The organism is Rhodococcus sp. BE178, from assembly GCF_050433545.1.
In the GTDB taxonomy this organism is placed as follows: Bacteria; Actinomycetota; Actinomycetes; order Mycobacteriales; family Mycobacteriaceae; genus Prescottella.
The window spans coordinates 1-14,845 of record NZ_JBNPXA010000028.1; the positions used below are offsets into that span (position 1 = coordinate 1).

Below are 14,845 nucleotides of genomic sequence, written 5' to 3' on the forward strand. Positions count from 1 at the left end.
CCGCTGCTCGGCTCGCTGCCCGAGGCCGCACAGGCCTCCCTCGGCCAGCAGGTGCCCCACCCCTCGCGCCTGGGCGACCCCGCCGAGTACGGCTCGCTCGCCGCACACATCGTCTCCAACCCGATGCTCAACGGCGAGGTCATCCGCCTCGACGGCGCCATCCGCATGGCCCCGCGCTGATCACTTCGAGGTGAGGATGGGGCCGACGGCAGGATCCGACGACCGTGAGTTCTGCGGTTGTTCGGTTCCCTGCGGTTCGGCCCCATTCTCGACAGCGCACCGGAAACGTTGAGCGAGCGCGGTTTCCACGCAGCAGCGGTCCGCTCCCCGAAACCGAACCGGCCACCGACGGCATCGAGTCCGTTCTATCGGGCCCGACAGGATCGGCTACCTGACCGATCATCGAGAACCTGTACAGCGAGGAGAAGTTGTGCTGTCTACCGCCTTCACCGAAACCTTCGGCGTCCGCCACCCCATCGTGCAGGGCGGCATGCAATGGGTCGGCCGCGCCGAACTCGTTGCCGCCGTGGCCAATGCCGGCGCCCTGGGCATGATCACCGCGCTCACCCAGCCCACCCCGGACGACCTCGCCAAGGAAATCGCCCGCACCCGCGAGCTGACCGACCAGCCGTTCGGCGTGAACCTGACGATCCTGCCCGCGATCACTCCGCCGCCCTACGACGAATACCGGCAGGTGATCATCGAATCCGGCGTCAAGATCGTCGAGACCGCCGGCTCCAATCCCGCACCGCACCTGCCCCACTTCCACGCCGCCGGGGTCAAGGTGCTGCACAAGTGCACCAGCGTCCGGCACGCCATCAAGGCCCAGGACGCCGGCGTCGACGGCATCAGCATCGACGGCTTCGAGTGCGCGGGACATCCCGGCGAGGACGATGTCCCGGGTCTGGTGTTGATCGCCGCCGCCGCCGAACAGATCACCATCCCGATGATCGCGTCCGGCGGCTTCGGCGACGGTCGCGGCCTCGTCGCCGCCCTCGCGCTCGGGGCCGACGGCATCAACATGGGCACCCGCTTCATGTGCACCGAGGAATCCCCGATCCACCGCACCATCAAGGAAGCGATCGTCGCCGCGACGGAGACGGACACCGAGTTGATCTTCCGGCCGCTGCGCAACACCGCACGGGTGGCCAGCAACACCGTCAGCCGTGAGGTCGTCGAGATTCTCGACCGCGGTGGACAGTTCGAGGACGTGCGCGAGTTGGTCGCCGGGGCCCGCGGCCGGCTCGTCTACGAGAACGGCGACCCGGAGGCCGGGATCTGGACCGTCGGCACCGTCCAGGGCATCATCCACGACATCCCCACCGCAGGCGCACTCGTCGAACGCATCGTCGCCGACGCGGAGGCCCTGATCTCCGAGCGCCTCGCCGGGCTGATCGGCAGCGACCGGGGAACCCACACCGTCAGCGCCTGATCCAGCGAGGAGCAAAGAGAATGCAGCGCACCCAGTTCGAAGCCGACCACGAGGCGTACCGCGAGACGGTTCGCGAGTTCCTGGCACGCGAGATCGAGCCGAACTACGAACGGTGGGAGCAAGAGCGGCTGATCAGCCGCTCGGCGTGGCTCGCTGCCGGCAAGTTCGGCATCCTCGGACTCGGCATCTCGGAGGAGTTCGGTGGGGCCGGCGTCACTGACTTCCGTTTCCGCCAGGTCGTCTTCGAGGAAGTCGCGCGGGCAGGCACCACCTCGTTCGGAACGGGGATCAACACTCAGGACGACATTGTCGTCCCGTACATCGCGAACCTCGGCACCGTCGAGCAGAAGGCCCGTTGGCTGCCCGGGATGGCCGCCGGTGAGGTGATCGGCGCGATCGCGATGACCGAGCCCGGTGCCGGTTCGGACCTCCAGGGCATTCGGACCACTGCGGTACGTGACGGCGACGAATGGGTGATCAACGGCCAGAAGACATTCATCACCAACGGAATCCATGCCGACGTCGTAATCGTGGTGTGCCGGACCGATCCCGAGGCGGGCTCGAAGGGCTTCTCACTGATCGTCGTCGAGCGTGACACCCCCGGGTTCACGCGCGGGCGAAAGCTGCACAAGGTCGGACTGGCCGGCCAGGACACCGCAGAGCTGGTCTTCGAGGACGTCCGGGTGCCGGCCGAGAACCTGCTCGGAACCGAGGGCGCAGGATTCATCCACCTGATGGAGAATCTGCCGCTCGAGCGAATCTCGATCGCCGTGAGTGCCATCACGTCCGCCCGCGCCGCCTACGAGTGGACCAAGAACTACGTGTTCGAGCGAAAGGTATTCGGAAAGCCGATCGGCGATCTGCAGAACACCCGCTTCGCGCTCGCTGAAATGCGGACGGAGATCGAGGTCACCGAATCACACATCGACCGCAGCATTCTCGCGCTGAACGCCGGTGAGCTCACTGCAGTGGACTCGTCGATGAGCAAGTGGTGGGCGACCGAACTCCAGAAGCGTGTCATCGACCGCTGCGTGCAACTGCATGGCGGCTACGGCTACATGATGGAATACCCGATCGGCCGCGCCTACGTCGATTCCAGGATCCAGACCATCTACGGCGGTACCACCGAGATCATGAAGGAGATCATCGGCCGGGATATCGCCGCCGAGTTCCGGTGACACGAACTCTCCGAACCACACCGGCGGGCATCCGGCGCGGAGGGAGATCGCCGGACTTCGGCTACATACGAACGGCGTACGCCACTGCGTCGAGCACCGGAAAGCTACTCCGATTCGACTGGCCCCGCGACGGTCTGGTTCTCAACAACAAAACGGCCCTGGTCTGATCGAGCCTCTGAGGCCGTACATCCGGCGAGCAGCGGTTCCGTTGGGCGTGCACACGGCGACCTGCCATGTGCACGCCCAGTGCTGTCTGTCGGCCCGTCCGGCGCCCAGAGCTCGTCAGTAATGCTCGATGTGGGCCCGGATCGCTCCGTCGGCTCGCACCCAGCCCTTCCCTCGCGCGTACTCCCGCATTGCCTGGAAGCCGGTCCGCCAATCGTCACCGGCACCATCCGCATCGGCCAGTCGTGCGACCGCCGCGGCGGATATCCAGGCATGCCCATCGACTGCCTCCCCCACCCATGCAGCCTCGAGAGCCTTTCCAACCCGAACGATCTCGTAGTCGGCCGGCGCACGCACCGCAAAGTCGGTGAAGGTGTCCCGATCTTCCAGCAGGACCGCACCGAACTCGTTTACCACCAATTGCATGACTGCTCCTCAATCCTGAGTGTGCTGGGACGGCCGGGATCTTCCTGCCGAGGTTCGCTCGCGCCCGGGGTCTCACGACCGCCTCCGGCCGCGAGGCGCGACTCCCGGAGGGCCCCATGGGGACGATGCGTGCGCGACTCTAAGCCGACCTTGTTTCGAAACTCAAGTGGCGGAGCCAACTTCAGCGGCCGGAGCGTCGTCCCGCGCCACGACGCACCCCAAACCCTCCAATCCGCCGCCCTTCGCCCTGCTATCCGCGACTCCCGGGACTGCGAGTCCGGTCGCCGAACATACCCCAACTCGAGAGTCCCAGCGTCCTAGCGCCTTTCGGCGTCATCGACACGCGCGCCCTTGCCCCCAAGATCTTCGCCGAAGGTCTTGACGTGACGTAAAACTAAAACTAACGTCACTTTTATCTATTGTGACTGGCACCACTGGAAGGAACATCGCATGAAACTGGGCGTCATGAGCCTCGGCGACCACCTACCCAACCCGCACACGGGGATTCGCACTTCACAGGGCGAGCGTCTGCGCTCCATCGTCGACAGTTCGGTGGAAGCGGAGAGCTTGGGATTCTCCATGATCGCGCTGGGAGAGCACCACTTCAACGACTACATCATCTCTTCACCGCAGCTCATGCTCGCTGCAATTGCCGAGCGCACCGAGCGGATCCGGCTGGCCACTGCCGTGACCCTGCTGGCCACCTCGGACCCGGTCCGTGTGGCAGAGGATTTCGCAACGCTCGACCAGCTGTCCGGAGGTCGGGCCGAGATCGTCGTCGGACGCGGCATCAACCCCGAAACCTACGCGGCATTCGGTGGTCTGGACCCCAAGCAGGGCCACGCCATCATGAGCGAGAAGGTCCAGCTGCTGGATCAGCTCTGGAACTCGAAGGAGCCCTTCGACTGGTCCGGCGAGTTCCGCGGACCGCTCGAGAACGTACAGCTCAAGCCCTCACCGCTCGCGAGCGCGCCCCGCTTGTGGATGGGCACCGGCACCACCGAGGAGTCCGTCCGACGGACGGCCGCACAAGGGCTGCCCCTGATGCTGCCGAGCATCTTTGCCCGCATCGACACCTGGGGCCCGCTCGTGAAGATCTACCGCGAGCTCATGGAGGAGCAGGGCAAGCAGGCGGTGGTCGGCTCCTGCAGCTACGTTCACGTCGCACCTGACAGCCAGACCGCACGCGAGCAGTGGCGCCCCTACCTGACCGGGTATGTCACGTGGGCACGCCAACTGCTCGGCAACAAGTCCCCCGTGAACTACGAGGAACTGATCGAGGGAACGGCTATGTGCGGCAGCCCCGAAGAGGTTGTCGAGCGCATGAACACGTTCAAGGAGATCATCGATCCCGACGTCCACCTGGCGGTCTTCGACGTGGGTGGGCTCCCGCACGAGATGCTCATGGACACGATGGCGCTGTTCGCCGCCGAGGTCATGCCCAAGCTGTAAGCGCATCCCCGTCAGCGATATCGATACAAACCAGGACTGCAGCGACAAGATCGAAGGGGCCATCAAGGTGCACACAACGAGTACCGGGCACCAGAGCGTGGGCACGAAGGGACAGCAGACCGCACAGCTCATCAAGACCGCTGCACGCACCGTCTTCAAGCGCGACGGCTATCTCAATGCCAGGATGACCGATATCGCTGACGAGGCCGGCAAGTCTCCGGCCACGCTCTACAACTACTTCGACAACAAGCGGGAGATCCTCCACGCGATGTTGGAGGACTTCTTGAGCCGCGTCCTCGATCAGGGGAACCCTGATCCGCAGGGCGTGTACACCTCGGAATCACTGAGATCGGCCATCGCCGTGTTCTGGCGCACCTACACCGAGTTCCTTCCTGAATTGGTCGGAATCACGCACGCGGCGTCGGTCGAGGACGAGTTCCTGCAAGCATGGATGCAGATTCGTGAGGTAGGCGTCAAGCAGATTGCCGGACGAGTCAAAGTGCTTCAGCGACAAGGGCTAGTGGATCCGAAGCTGGATCCGTATGTCGCCGCATCAGCGCTCTCCTCCATGCTCGAACACAGTTGTTATCTGTGGCTGGGCATGGATGCAGGAGGGATTGGGCGACCTGGGTCGGATGACGAGGCGATCGACACCCTCACCTACCTGTGGTCGCGTGCGCTGGGAATCGAATGACCTGAGCACGAATGAGCGCCGGTGAACACCGGCGATCATTCGTTGATTGCGATCCGTAGTGTGTACGGGGTAGGTCAGAGAACGTCCGCGAGTTCTTTGAGCAGCGCAGCCTTGCCCTTCGCACCGACGATCGTCTTGACCGGCTTACCACCCTTGAACAGGATCAGCGTCGGGATCGACTTGACCTGGAAGTCGCGGCCGGAGGCCGGGTTGGCATCGATGTCGAGCTTCGCGATGGTCAACTTCTCGCTGTTCTCACCTGCAATTTCCTCGAGAACCGGGGCAACCATCTTGCACGGACCGCACCACGTAGCCCAGAAATCGACCAGAACAGGCTTGTCACTTGCCAGGACGTCCTGCTTGAAGGAATCGTCGGTGATGGTGACGGTATTCGACACGGTTACTCCTCGAGGGTTGGGAACGAGCGTAAAGGTAAAGCGATCAGAGGTCAGGGAGCGCCGACGACATCGACACTGTGACCGGCAGCGTCGAGCGTGTCGGCGGTGATATCCCCACGATCGGCAAGCCAGCGTTCGGCATCGATCGCCGCGGAGCATCCGGTGCCGGCAGCGGTGATGGCCTGACGGTACGTGTGATCGACCAGGTCACCGGCAGCGAACACGCCGTCGACGGAGGTCGCGGTGGAACCCGGAGCGACGCGGACGTAGCCGGCGTCGTCGAGCTCGACCTGGCCCTTGACGAGTTCACTGCGCGGATCGTGACCGATGGCGACGAACATGCCCGTGATGTCGAGGGTGGAGGTGTCACCGGTGACGGTGTCGCGGACCTCGAGTCCGGTGACACTGTTCTCGCCGAGCACCTCGACGGGTTCGGTGTTGGTCATGAAGCGGATCTTCTCGTTGGCCCTGGCACGTTCGAGCATGATGCGTGAGGCGCGGAACTCCTCGCGGCGGTGCACGAGGGTCACGGAGCGGGCGAAGCGGGTGAGGAAGGCGGCCTCCTCCATCGCGGAGTCGCCGCCGCCGACCACGACGATGTCCTGGTCGCGGAAGAAGAAGCCGTCGCAGGTGGCGCAGGCGCTGACGCCGCGGCCGAGGAGGCGTTCTTCACCGGGGATGCCGAGGTAACGGGCGGCTGCGCCCATCGCGAGGATGATTGCGTGCGTGGCGTAGGTTTCGCCGTTCGCGGTGACGGTTTTGATCGGTGCGCTCAGGTCGATCGCGTCGACGTCTTCGGTGCGGATGTCGGTCTCGAAGCGCAGGGCCTGCTCCCGCATCTGGTCCATGAGGTCGGGGCCCATGATTCCTTCGCGGAATCCGGGGAAGTTCTCGACCTCGGTGGTGGTCATGAGGGCGCCACCGAACTGGGTTCCCTCGAACAGAAGGGGCGCGAGCTCAGCGCGCGCGGTGTAGACGCCGGCGGTGTATCCGGCGGGGCCGGAACCGACAATGATGACGTCATGGACCGTGGACGGAGTGGTCATGCGGGCCTCTTTCAGGGGGCGACATGGGGGAAGTTCGAGCGGGCCGCACGATACTGACGGAGTCGCGAGCTCGTCGCATCAGATTTGACTCATCCGAACGAGTTGCCCAGCAAGATCATTCGACCTTCCGAACAGCTGACACGCTCTCGGATGAACGGTGCCCGGCTTCCCGGAATCTTCGGCTGTCTATAGCGACCCACAATACCTCTATAGCGAGCGCTAAGTAAAAACTCCACGACAAGAGGGACGCCACCGCGACCGCCCAGCAGGGCAACAAGAGATCTTGAACGGTCAGAAGACATTCATCACCAGCGGCATCCATACCGACATCGCGATCGTCGCCGCCCGAACCGATCCCAACGCAGGATCACGCGGTTTCAGCCTTCTTGTCGTCGAACGCGGGATGGCTGGATTCGCCCGCGGCCGAAAACTCCACAAAGTGGGTCTCGCCGGCCAGAACACGGCGGAGTAGTCGTTCGACAACGTTCGAGTTCCGGCAGCCAACCCCCTCGGCACCGAGGGCAGTGGCCTCATCCATCTGATGGAACAGCCTCCCCGTGAACGGCTTTCGAACGCTGTCAGTGCAATGTAACCGCACGGGCCGCTTACGCGTGGACCAAGGCCTATGCCTTCGACGGCACAGGCGAAATAGCGGGCCAACGACTCGAGCCGAGATCATGAAAGAGATCATCGGTCGCGATATCGCGAAGAACTGACGAAGGCCCTGAAACGAATGAGCGCCGGTGATTCACCGGCGCTCATTCGTTGCACGTCAAAGCAGTACGACAATCAGTTCAGCAGCGCGGCTATCACCGGAAGTGATGCGTCGGCATCTCCACGCTGGCCTCGCATGCTCGACGGCGTTTGAGCCAACGAGCCTTCCGCGACGCCGTGGTCATGACGCCACTCGACAAAGGTTCGGTGCTCGACCATGCGCCAGCGACCGTCACGGCGCTCGAATCGATCGATATATCGACCACCTGCAACGCCCTCGTAATCCTCACTTCGTCCGTCCCAGAACGTAGTTGAGGGAGCAGTCGGCGGAACTCGGTGATAGGCGGTGACGTAGGTTTCCACTTCGGCGACGTCACCGTCGAAGGAGAACAGCATGTTGCCCGTCTGATGATGGGTCCGCTCGAGGGAGCCCATCGACACCCGCGCGTTCTCCACCATCTTCTGCCAAGGCAGCTCGTTTCCGATGAAGACAGTTTTCCCGTCCTCATGGAATACGCTCGCCATCAGTTCCCATCGGTTCCGATCCACTGCGTGGCAGAAGCGGTTGACAACATCGGCGATTTCCGCACGGTCGACAAGCCGACTGGCTTCTACTCGACCGAGATCGTTTGTGCGCCAGGCCTCGACGACCGATCCCGAGATGCCGTCCTCTCGCTGTCCCCTCGCCTGCCCCGAGACAGCGGCAAGTCCGCCTTCCCGCGATGGACGGTGATTGCGCCACTCCGTGAGCAGGCGCCGGTCCGCAATCCGCCAGCGACCGTCGCGGAGTTCGAATCGGTCGATATAGCGAGCGCCGAGCATGACTTCGTACGCCTCACCCGTGCCACCGAAACCACCACCGACAGGCGCATCATGCGGAATGGCATGGAATGCCGTCACATACGTTTCGACGTGCGCGACGCTCCCCTCGAAAGCAATCATGATGTTGCCGACCTGGTGGTGCGTCGCCTCGACCGGCTCGAGAAGTGCGGAGCCTTGTGCGACGAATTCGCGCCAGCTTCCGCCGATCGATGACAATCGGCAGGTTGCGTCCTCGTGGAAAACCGAGTCCATCAACCACCAACGCCGACGATCCGTCGCATGGCAGTACCGATGGATGACATCTTCGATTTCGGCTCGGGCAGCTACTGATTCGAGTGTGTACGCAGTACTCATGTATCTCTGCCCCCTCCTACGCTTCGGCGGGCACGTTTGCCGGCAGATCACACGAAGCAGTGCCGTCGTCATTGAGGACACACACCGGGCAGTCTTCCTGATCGGCGCCGAGCGCGCCGTCCGCCGCCTGAACCATCTCGGCGAAGAGTTCCTGACGCTCCGATCGCGGCACCCGCGGATCCCGCGCCGGGCGCAAACCGAGCTCGATCAGCGTCTCGAGCTGGCGGTAGCCGGCCGTCGTCGGGTCCACGATGGGGACGCTCGAGCGGGCAGCGAGGATCTCGGCGACCGGGCTCATGCAGTTGCACCCCAGGATGACCGACTTGGCGCCGTCCTGCACTGCGAGTTCGATCTCGGCCAGGATGCGCTCGATAATGTCCTCGCGTCCGGCCTTCATCTGGGTGAGGAAGTTGTCTTCATCAGCCAGAGTGCTCTGCTCAGCGTGGGTTGAGACGTAGCGTACCGAGATGCACTGCCGTCCAACAGGATTATCGCGCAGGAGACGCTCGTAGACGAAGTCCATCGTCTCCGGCCAGATCGTGACGATGCTGAACTTCTCGCCGAGAGCCGCTGCTGCCAGCAGGCTTGCCTCACCGCTACCGACCACCGGGATGTCGGAGGCGGCGCGCGCGGCTGCCAGACCGTAGTCCGGAACCCCGCCGATCAGAACTCCGGCGCACCCGTCGCGAGCGGCCCGCATTGCAGCCTCCGCGTAGACGACATCGGAGAGCAGGAGGTCGACCGCGTCGATCGGGGTCACTCGGATCTCCGTGTACACCGACTCGACGGAGTACCCGGGCGCGATCAGGCGATCGGGAACCGGGCTCTTCTGCTGGCCGGTATTCATTTCGAGATATGCGATCCGCTTGGTCAACTGAGTCTCCCTGACTGCGAGGTGATTCGAGCCACTTCCAGCGACTCCTGTGAGGAGGCTATCAGAAAGTGTTTCTACGACGAAGAAGAAGAATCCCTATCTCGAAAGGCCGGAAAGACTTGTACAACACACAGATACAGCAAATCCCGAGCAGTGCGACAATCGCACTGCTCGGGCCTGAAGACAGAACTACGCGCCTCGGTAGAGGTCCCCGTGCTGAACGCGCATGACCTTCTTGTCAAGCTTTCCGACACTTGTACGCGGAAGCTCGTCGACGTACAGAATCGTGTCAGGGAGTTGCCATTTGGCGAACGCACCCTGAAGCAACTCGTGGATCTCGGCGAGCGGAACCTCCTCGCCGTCCGTGGTCACCATGATCACGACCGGACGTTCCTGCCATTTCGGGTGCTCGACACCGATCACCGCCGCCTCAGCCACCCGAGGATGGGCAATGATCGCGTTTTCCATGTCGATCGACGAAATCCATTCGCCGCCACTCTTGATGACATCCTTGAGCCGGTCCGCGAGCTTGAGGTAGCCATTCTGATCGATGGTCCCGATATCGCCGCTGCGCCAGTAACCGTCGAGGAACCTGTCGGCGTCGTCATCAAGCTTGTGGTACCGCGCGGTGATCCACGGTCCCCGCAGCAGGACCTCGCCCTTACTGTTGCCGTCGTGCGGCAAGTCGTTGCCCTCCGGATCTACGATCCGCACATCGACACCACCCGCGGGAAGACCCTGATAGCGCTTGATGCTCCACCATTCGTCTTCCGTCACCTTGCCCTGCAAGGTCACCTTGCGGCCGTAGTTGACGAAAGCCATCGGCGCAGTCTCGGTAGCCCCGTACGCATGGATGAAATCGGCACCGGTCAAGTCGTAGAACCCACGCATGAGCGAGAGCGCGGGCTCGGTGGCGCCGGACAGCAGTCGGGTGCGACTGAAGTCCGGTTTGACGTCGAGCGTCTCGATGTAGTCGAGCATCGGCTGGAAGATCGCCGGGGCGCCGTTCGCGACCGTCACGTTCTCGGCGATCATCACGTCTGCCAGCATGTCCGTGTCCTGTGCCGAATAGCGGCCGGGCAGAACAATCTTGGCCGCGACGTAGACGGCAGACTGCGGAAGACCCCAGGACTGACTGTGGAACATCGGCGTGATCAGCATGACCGCGTCGGAGGCGCTCATCCCGTAAGACGAGGCCTGCGTCAGGGTGTGCAGGTAGATCGCTCGATGCGAGTAGTACACGCCCTTCGGCCGGCCGGTGGTGCCAGTCGTGTAGCAGGCGCTGTAGGCGGAGCTCTCGTCGATCATCGGCCAGTCGATCTCCGGGGACGCCTTCGCCACCAGGTCCTCGAAATGACGGACGTTCGGCAACGTGGTGGTGATCTCCGAGAGGGGCCTGTCGGACATCACCACCCAGGTGACCTCCGGCGCAAACGGCGCCACCGACTCCGCGACGCTCAGCAGGCTCTCGTCCACCAGGACGACAGACGCGCCACCGTGGGTGGCGACATACCCCACGTCCTCGGGCGCCAGGCGCAGGTTCATCTGCAGCATCACCGCTCCGGTGCCCGGGATGGCCCAGTAGAGCTCGAAATGCCGCTTACTGTTCCAGTCCAGGATCCCCACCACATCACCGGGTTTCACGCCCAGGCCGGTCAGGGCGTTGGCAATCCGCTTGATGCGCGCGTAGGCGTCGGCGTAGGTGTAGCGGTCCCATCCCCCGTCGCCGGTGCGATAGACGATCTCGCGCTCCGGGTAGTTGCGGGCCGAATGACGGATCAGCGTGGTCGTGTTGAGCTGATACGAGTCGTCGTTCGTCGACGGGTGCCCCTTGACAATCGCGGTCATTGCGCGCTCCTCAGATCCGGTTGTCCTACTGGTGCTGCTCGCGCCCACCGACGACGCCTAGGGCCCTGCCCACGATGCGGGATTCACGCACCTGCACTGGCACCCTGGGCTTTGATACTCCGTGGGACTGACCACCCAGACACCGCATTATTCTGCATGGCAGAGCAACTCTCTTATCCAGAGTTGCACAGGCCAACAATGCAAGTCAAGACACGAAGGTCGAAAGCTGAAGCCGCCCGGAAACTCTCAACCATCCGACACTGCGTGGAGCACTGCAGCGTGGAGCCGCCGAATCGCCTCGCATTGTCTCGTCAGTCCCGCGAACGCGAAAGACCCGACGGGCCGGCGCCGGCCATGGCCAGCGCAAGGTCCGTGTACTCCCGTGCGATCTCGTGCGGCGGCGGACTTACGCCAGGCTTGTACCAATCGGCCACGGCAACGCACATCGTGACGATCGCAGTGGCGGTCGATGACGCCGGCACGGTTCCGACCCGCCCCGCATCACGGCAGGCCTCCACTGCTGCCTGCACAATGCCCCGGACCTGCAGCCGTGCCTGGAGGTGCAGCGATCGGCCGGACTCGTCGAGCGACCGCAACTCAGTGGACGCAAGCACCGCCGAGGCCTGGCGGTACGTGTGGAAAAGGATCACGCACTCGACCAGGTTCGCCAACCGTTCCGCGGGTGAATCCGCTTCGGCGTCTGCAGCCACGCATCGGCTTATCAGCTCGGCCATCGCGCCTTGCAGCAATTCAGTGAGCAGAACGTCCTTGCTCTCCACGTGGTAGTAGACGCCGGCCATCGACAAGCCGCACCGGTCGGCGATCATCCTGACGGTGGCAGCGTGGTAGCCGACCTCCACAAAGACATCCAGCGCCGTTCGAAAGACCGGAGGGAGGTCCAGCGGCTCGAAGTCTCGCCAGTCGTCGAACCGTGGGCCGGCGGGCTCGGGCGGACGCAGATCCAGCGGCACCCCGAGCGCGGCCGAGAGAGCCTGCAAGCGCTCGTGACCCGGCAGGCTCTTCCCGTTCTCGAACTCACTCAGAGATGACGGGCTCATCCCGACCAGCTGAGCAAGCTGCCGGAGCCCGACCTCGCGCTCGATACGCGCCGCGCGAATCCTGGCGCCCAGCCCTTCCCCACCGATTCGTCCCGACCGCTCCATGAGCACCACGGTATCCCGCCGACACGCGATCACCCGGCTAGACGACCACCATCCACAACGATGGTCTGTCCGGTCATGTATGCCGCATCGTCGCTCGCGACGAAGAGCACTGCCTGGGCGATCTCCCCCGGTTGACCATGGCGGCCCAGGAGCTGATGCGCGCGGATGGGTCCAACCCGGGCCGGGTCACTGAAGACGTCCTCAGTGGCCGGCGTCTCGATAAGCCCGGGTGCCACGCCATTGCACCGGATGCCCTGCTTGCCGAAGTCGTAGGCGACCGAACGGGTCAGTGCGAGCACACCGCCCTTCGCCGCGATGTAGGCGGCGAACGAGGGGCCCGCGATGAACGCCGCAGTGGAGGCGGTGTTCACGATGGCGCCCCCGCCGCCCTTCACCATATGCGGGATCGCATACTTGCAACCCAGCCACACACTCTTGAGGGTGACCGCCAGAGCCTGGTCCCACTCCTCCTCGGTGGTGTCGACGACGCTGCGGTTCAGCGGCGCCCAGTAGGCATTGTTGTGGAGAACATCGATGCGGCCATATGCGTCGACCGCTTCCTCGACCATCGACTCGACCGAAGCGGCGTTGGCGACATCGACGACCGACACCCGCGCGGTGCAGCCCTCCGCCTCGATTGCCGACACAGTCTCCTGTGCACCCACCTTGTTGATGTCGGCCACCGTCACCAGGGCACCTTCTCTGGCGAAGGCCAGTGCCGTCTCGCGGCCGATGCCGGATCCGGCGCCCGTGACGATTACAGATTTGGCCTCGAAACGGTTACGACCAGTCACTCCGACACCCTCTCCGACGCGCCAATTCTGTCAAGCAGAAGCAATCTCTGCCACGGCAGCCTGGCATGCCGAATGGATCGTCGTCAATAGCATGGTCACCCATCCGTTCGAAACTTAGCGATCGATAGGTCTTGACGAACCAAACGGACGGCAATACGGTCTTGGTGAGACATCCGAGCGATGCGTGTCACAGGACAAGGCGAGTGCGAGCCGGCGGCCGCAGGACCCAGGAGTGGGACCACCTGCGCGCCGTCGATCCACTTCCTCAACCAAGGCGCCATCGTGCTCGAGTACGTAGCCCGGACCCGCAAGTTGCGCAACGCCAACATCTCTCATGCACCCGTAAGCAAGCTCAGTGCCACCTACGGCGCCTAGTCAGGAGTACTCCAATGAGCGATATCCTCGAGTTCGCAGACCAGTTCTTCAACGCCGTCTCGGACGGCGACATCGACGCGGTGGCCGGCTTCTACCGCGACGACGTGACCGTCTGGCACAACTTCGACAACCTCGACCAGTCCCGTGAGGACAACCTCGCGACCCTCGCGGGAATCTCCGGCCGCTATGACGACTTCGGCTACGAGGACATCCGCCACACCGCCCTCGAGGACGGTTTCCTCCGTCAGCACGTCATCAAGGCCACGGTCGGGAAGAAGACCGTGAACGTCCCCGCGGTCCTGCGCGTGTACGTCGAGAGCGGCAAGATCCACCGCATCGAGGAGTACTTCGACCGCGGCCAGCTCAGCGCCGTGTTCAGCTGACCCGACCCGCGACACCGGGCGCCGGTCGCCACGACGATCAAACCACCGTTCGCTACTTAGCGATCGATCGATCTTGACTATCCGAACACTCAGACCTACCGTCGAGCCGAGAAGACGGCGAGACGGCCGCCACGCAGCGAGGAGAATGTGACATGACAAACACGGAATTCGAACTAGGTGGCGTGTGCCACCTGGCGCTGGTGTGCCAGGACATGGAGCGCACCGTCGACTTCTACACCAACGTCCTGGGCATGAAGCTGTCCATGACGCTCTCCCTGCCCGGCGGCGGCCAGCACTTCTTCTTCGACATGGGCGGCGGCCAGTTCATCGCGTTCTTCTGGTTCGCCGACGCTGCCCCGCACGCCCCCGGTATCGCGGCGCCCGCGGCCATCCCCGGTATCGGCAAGGAGATCGCGTCGGCGCACGGCTCGATGAACCACGTCTCGTTCAAGATCCCGCTCGACAAGTTCGACGAGTACAAGGCCAAGCTCGAGGCCAAGGGTGTGCAGACCGGACCGATGCTCAACCACGACAAGTCCGAGCGCGGGATCAGCCTCCAGGACAGCGACTCCACGTTCGTGAAGTCGATCTACTTCTTCGACCCGGACGGCATTCTGCTCGAGTTCGCGGCGTGGACACGTGAGCTGCGCGAGGACGACGTCGCGCACGCGCCCCGGACCGCGGACGGCGGCCTCGGCGCTCCGGTTGGGGCTGCTGCCAAGTGAGT

Annotated in this window: 14 protein-coding genes and 2 pseudogenes; 8 read left to right on the forward strand and 8 right to left on the reverse strand. The window is 63.8% G+C overall.

What is annotated here, in order from left to right; genetic code table 11:
* The 3 genes and pseudogenes from J2X34_RS27850 to J2X34_RS27860 form a co-directional block, all read left to right on the forward strand.
* Positions 1-180, forward strand: a pseudogene (locus J2X34_RS27850) (3-hydroxyacyl-CoA dehydrogenase); the annotation flags it as partial.
* A gap of 250 nt (positions 181-430) precedes the next feature.
* On the forward strand, positions 431-1,432 hold the full coding sequence (locus J2X34_RS27855) for an NAD(P)H-dependent flavin oxidoreductase (RefSeq protein WP_114722020.1): 1,002 nt from the start codon (positions 431-433) through the stop codon (positions 1,430-1,432).
* A gap of 20 nt (positions 1,433-1,452) precedes the next feature.
* Positions 1,453-2,610: an acyl-CoA dehydrogenase family protein gene (locus tag J2X34_RS27860; protein ID WP_114722021.1), complete on the forward strand. Its 1,158-nt coding sequence runs from the start codon at positions 1,453-1,455 to the stop codon at positions 2,608-2,610.
* 282 nt (positions 2,611-2,892) lie between these two features.
* On the opposite strand, the gene J2X34_RS27865 is transcribed toward J2X34_RS27860, so the two are convergent.
* Entirely contained in the window at positions 2,893-3,201 is a 309-nt protein-coding gene (locus J2X34_RS27865; RefSeq protein ID WP_114722022.1) for a hypothetical protein, read from the reverse strand.
* A 450-nt stretch (positions 3,202-3,651) separates the two neighbouring features.
* Between J2X34_RS27865 and J2X34_RS27870 the strand changes: the two genes are divergently transcribed.
* Both J2X34_RS27870 and J2X34_RS27875 read left to right on the forward strand, forming a co-directional pair.
* On the forward strand, positions 3,652-4,653 hold the full coding sequence (locus tag J2X34_RS27870; protein WP_429520309.1) for an LLM class flavin-dependent oxidoreductase: 1,002 nt from the start codon (positions 3,652-3,654) through the stop codon (positions 4,651-4,653).
* Between the two features lie 97 nt (positions 4,654-4,750).
* Complete coding sequence (locus J2X34_RS27875) at positions 4,751-5,347, forward strand: TetR/AcrR family transcriptional regulator (protein ID WP_429520310.1); 597 nt, start codon at positions 4,751-4,753, stop codon at positions 5,345-5,347.
* A 74-nt stretch (positions 5,348-5,421) separates the two neighbouring features.
* On the opposite strand, the gene trxA is transcribed toward J2X34_RS27875, so the two are convergent.
* Positions 5,422-5,745 carry a thioredoxin gene (gene trxA, locus J2X34_RS27880; RefSeq protein WP_114722025.1) on the reverse strand — a complete coding sequence of 108 codons (324 nt, stop codon included), beginning with the start codon at positions 5,743-5,745 and terminating at the stop codon, positions 5,422-5,424.
* Positions 5,746-5,795: 50 nt separating this feature from the next.
* A complete protein-coding gene (trxB, locus tag J2X34_RS27885) occupies positions 5,796-6,791 on the reverse strand; it encodes a thioredoxin-disulfide reductase (RefSeq protein WP_429520311.1) in 996 nt (331 codons plus the stop codon).
* Between the two features lie 268 nt (positions 6,792-7,059).
* On the opposite strand from trxB, the pseudogene J2X34_RS27890 reads away from it, so the two are divergent.
* Positions 7,060-7,427 (forward strand): annotated as a pseudogene (locus tag J2X34_RS27890) (acyl-CoA dehydrogenase family protein); the annotation flags it as partial.
* A 153-nt stretch (positions 7,428-7,580) separates the two neighbouring features.
* On the opposite strand, the gene J2X34_RS27895 reads toward J2X34_RS27890, so the two are convergent.
* From J2X34_RS27895 to J2X34_RS27915, 5 genes are all read right to left on the reverse strand, one after another.
* Positions 7,581-8,681, reverse strand: coding sequence for a nuclear transport factor 2 family protein (locus J2X34_RS27895; RefSeq protein WP_114722027.1), 1,101 nt, complete (start codon positions 8,679-8,681; stop codon positions 7,581-7,583).
* Between the two features lie 16 nt (positions 8,682-8,697).
* Positions 8,698-9,441, reverse strand: coding sequence for an aspartate/glutamate racemase family protein (locus J2X34_RS27900; protein ID WP_429520312.1), 744 nt, complete (start codon positions 9,439-9,441; stop codon positions 8,698-8,700).
* 303 nt (positions 9,442-9,744) lie between these two features.
* Positions 9,745-11,403, reverse strand: coding sequence for a long-chain-fatty-acid--CoA ligase (locus J2X34_RS27905; RefSeq protein WP_429520313.1), 1,659 nt, complete (start codon positions 11,401-11,403; stop codon positions 9,745-9,747).
* Positions 11,404-11,714: 311 nt separating this feature from the next.
* Positions 11,715-12,566, reverse strand: coding sequence for a helix-turn-helix domain-containing protein (locus J2X34_RS27910; protein ID WP_429520314.1), 852 nt, complete (start codon positions 12,564-12,566; stop codon positions 11,715-11,717).
* Between the two features lie 29 nt (positions 12,567-12,595).
* Positions 12,596-13,360: an SDR family NAD(P)-dependent oxidoreductase gene (locus J2X34_RS27915; protein WP_114722031.1), complete on the reverse strand. Its 765-nt coding sequence runs from the start codon at positions 13,358-13,360 to the stop codon at positions 12,596-12,598.
* A gap of 389 nt (positions 13,361-13,749) precedes the next feature.
* Here J2X34_RS27915 and J2X34_RS27920 point away from each other — a divergent pair, with 389 nt between their 5' ends.
* Together J2X34_RS27920 and J2X34_RS27925 are read left to right on the forward strand one after the other, a co-directional pair.
* Complete coding sequence (locus tag J2X34_RS27920; RefSeq protein WP_114722032.1) at positions 13,750-14,118, forward strand: nuclear transport factor 2 family protein; 369 nt, start codon at positions 13,750-13,752, stop codon at positions 14,116-14,118.
* Between the two features lie 152 nt (positions 14,119-14,270).
* Positions 14,271-14,843, forward strand: a complete 573-nt coding sequence (locus J2X34_RS27925; protein WP_114722033.1) for a VOC family protein — start codon at positions 14,271-14,273, stop codon at positions 14,841-14,843.
* Positions 14,844-14,845 lie beyond the last annotated feature (2 nt).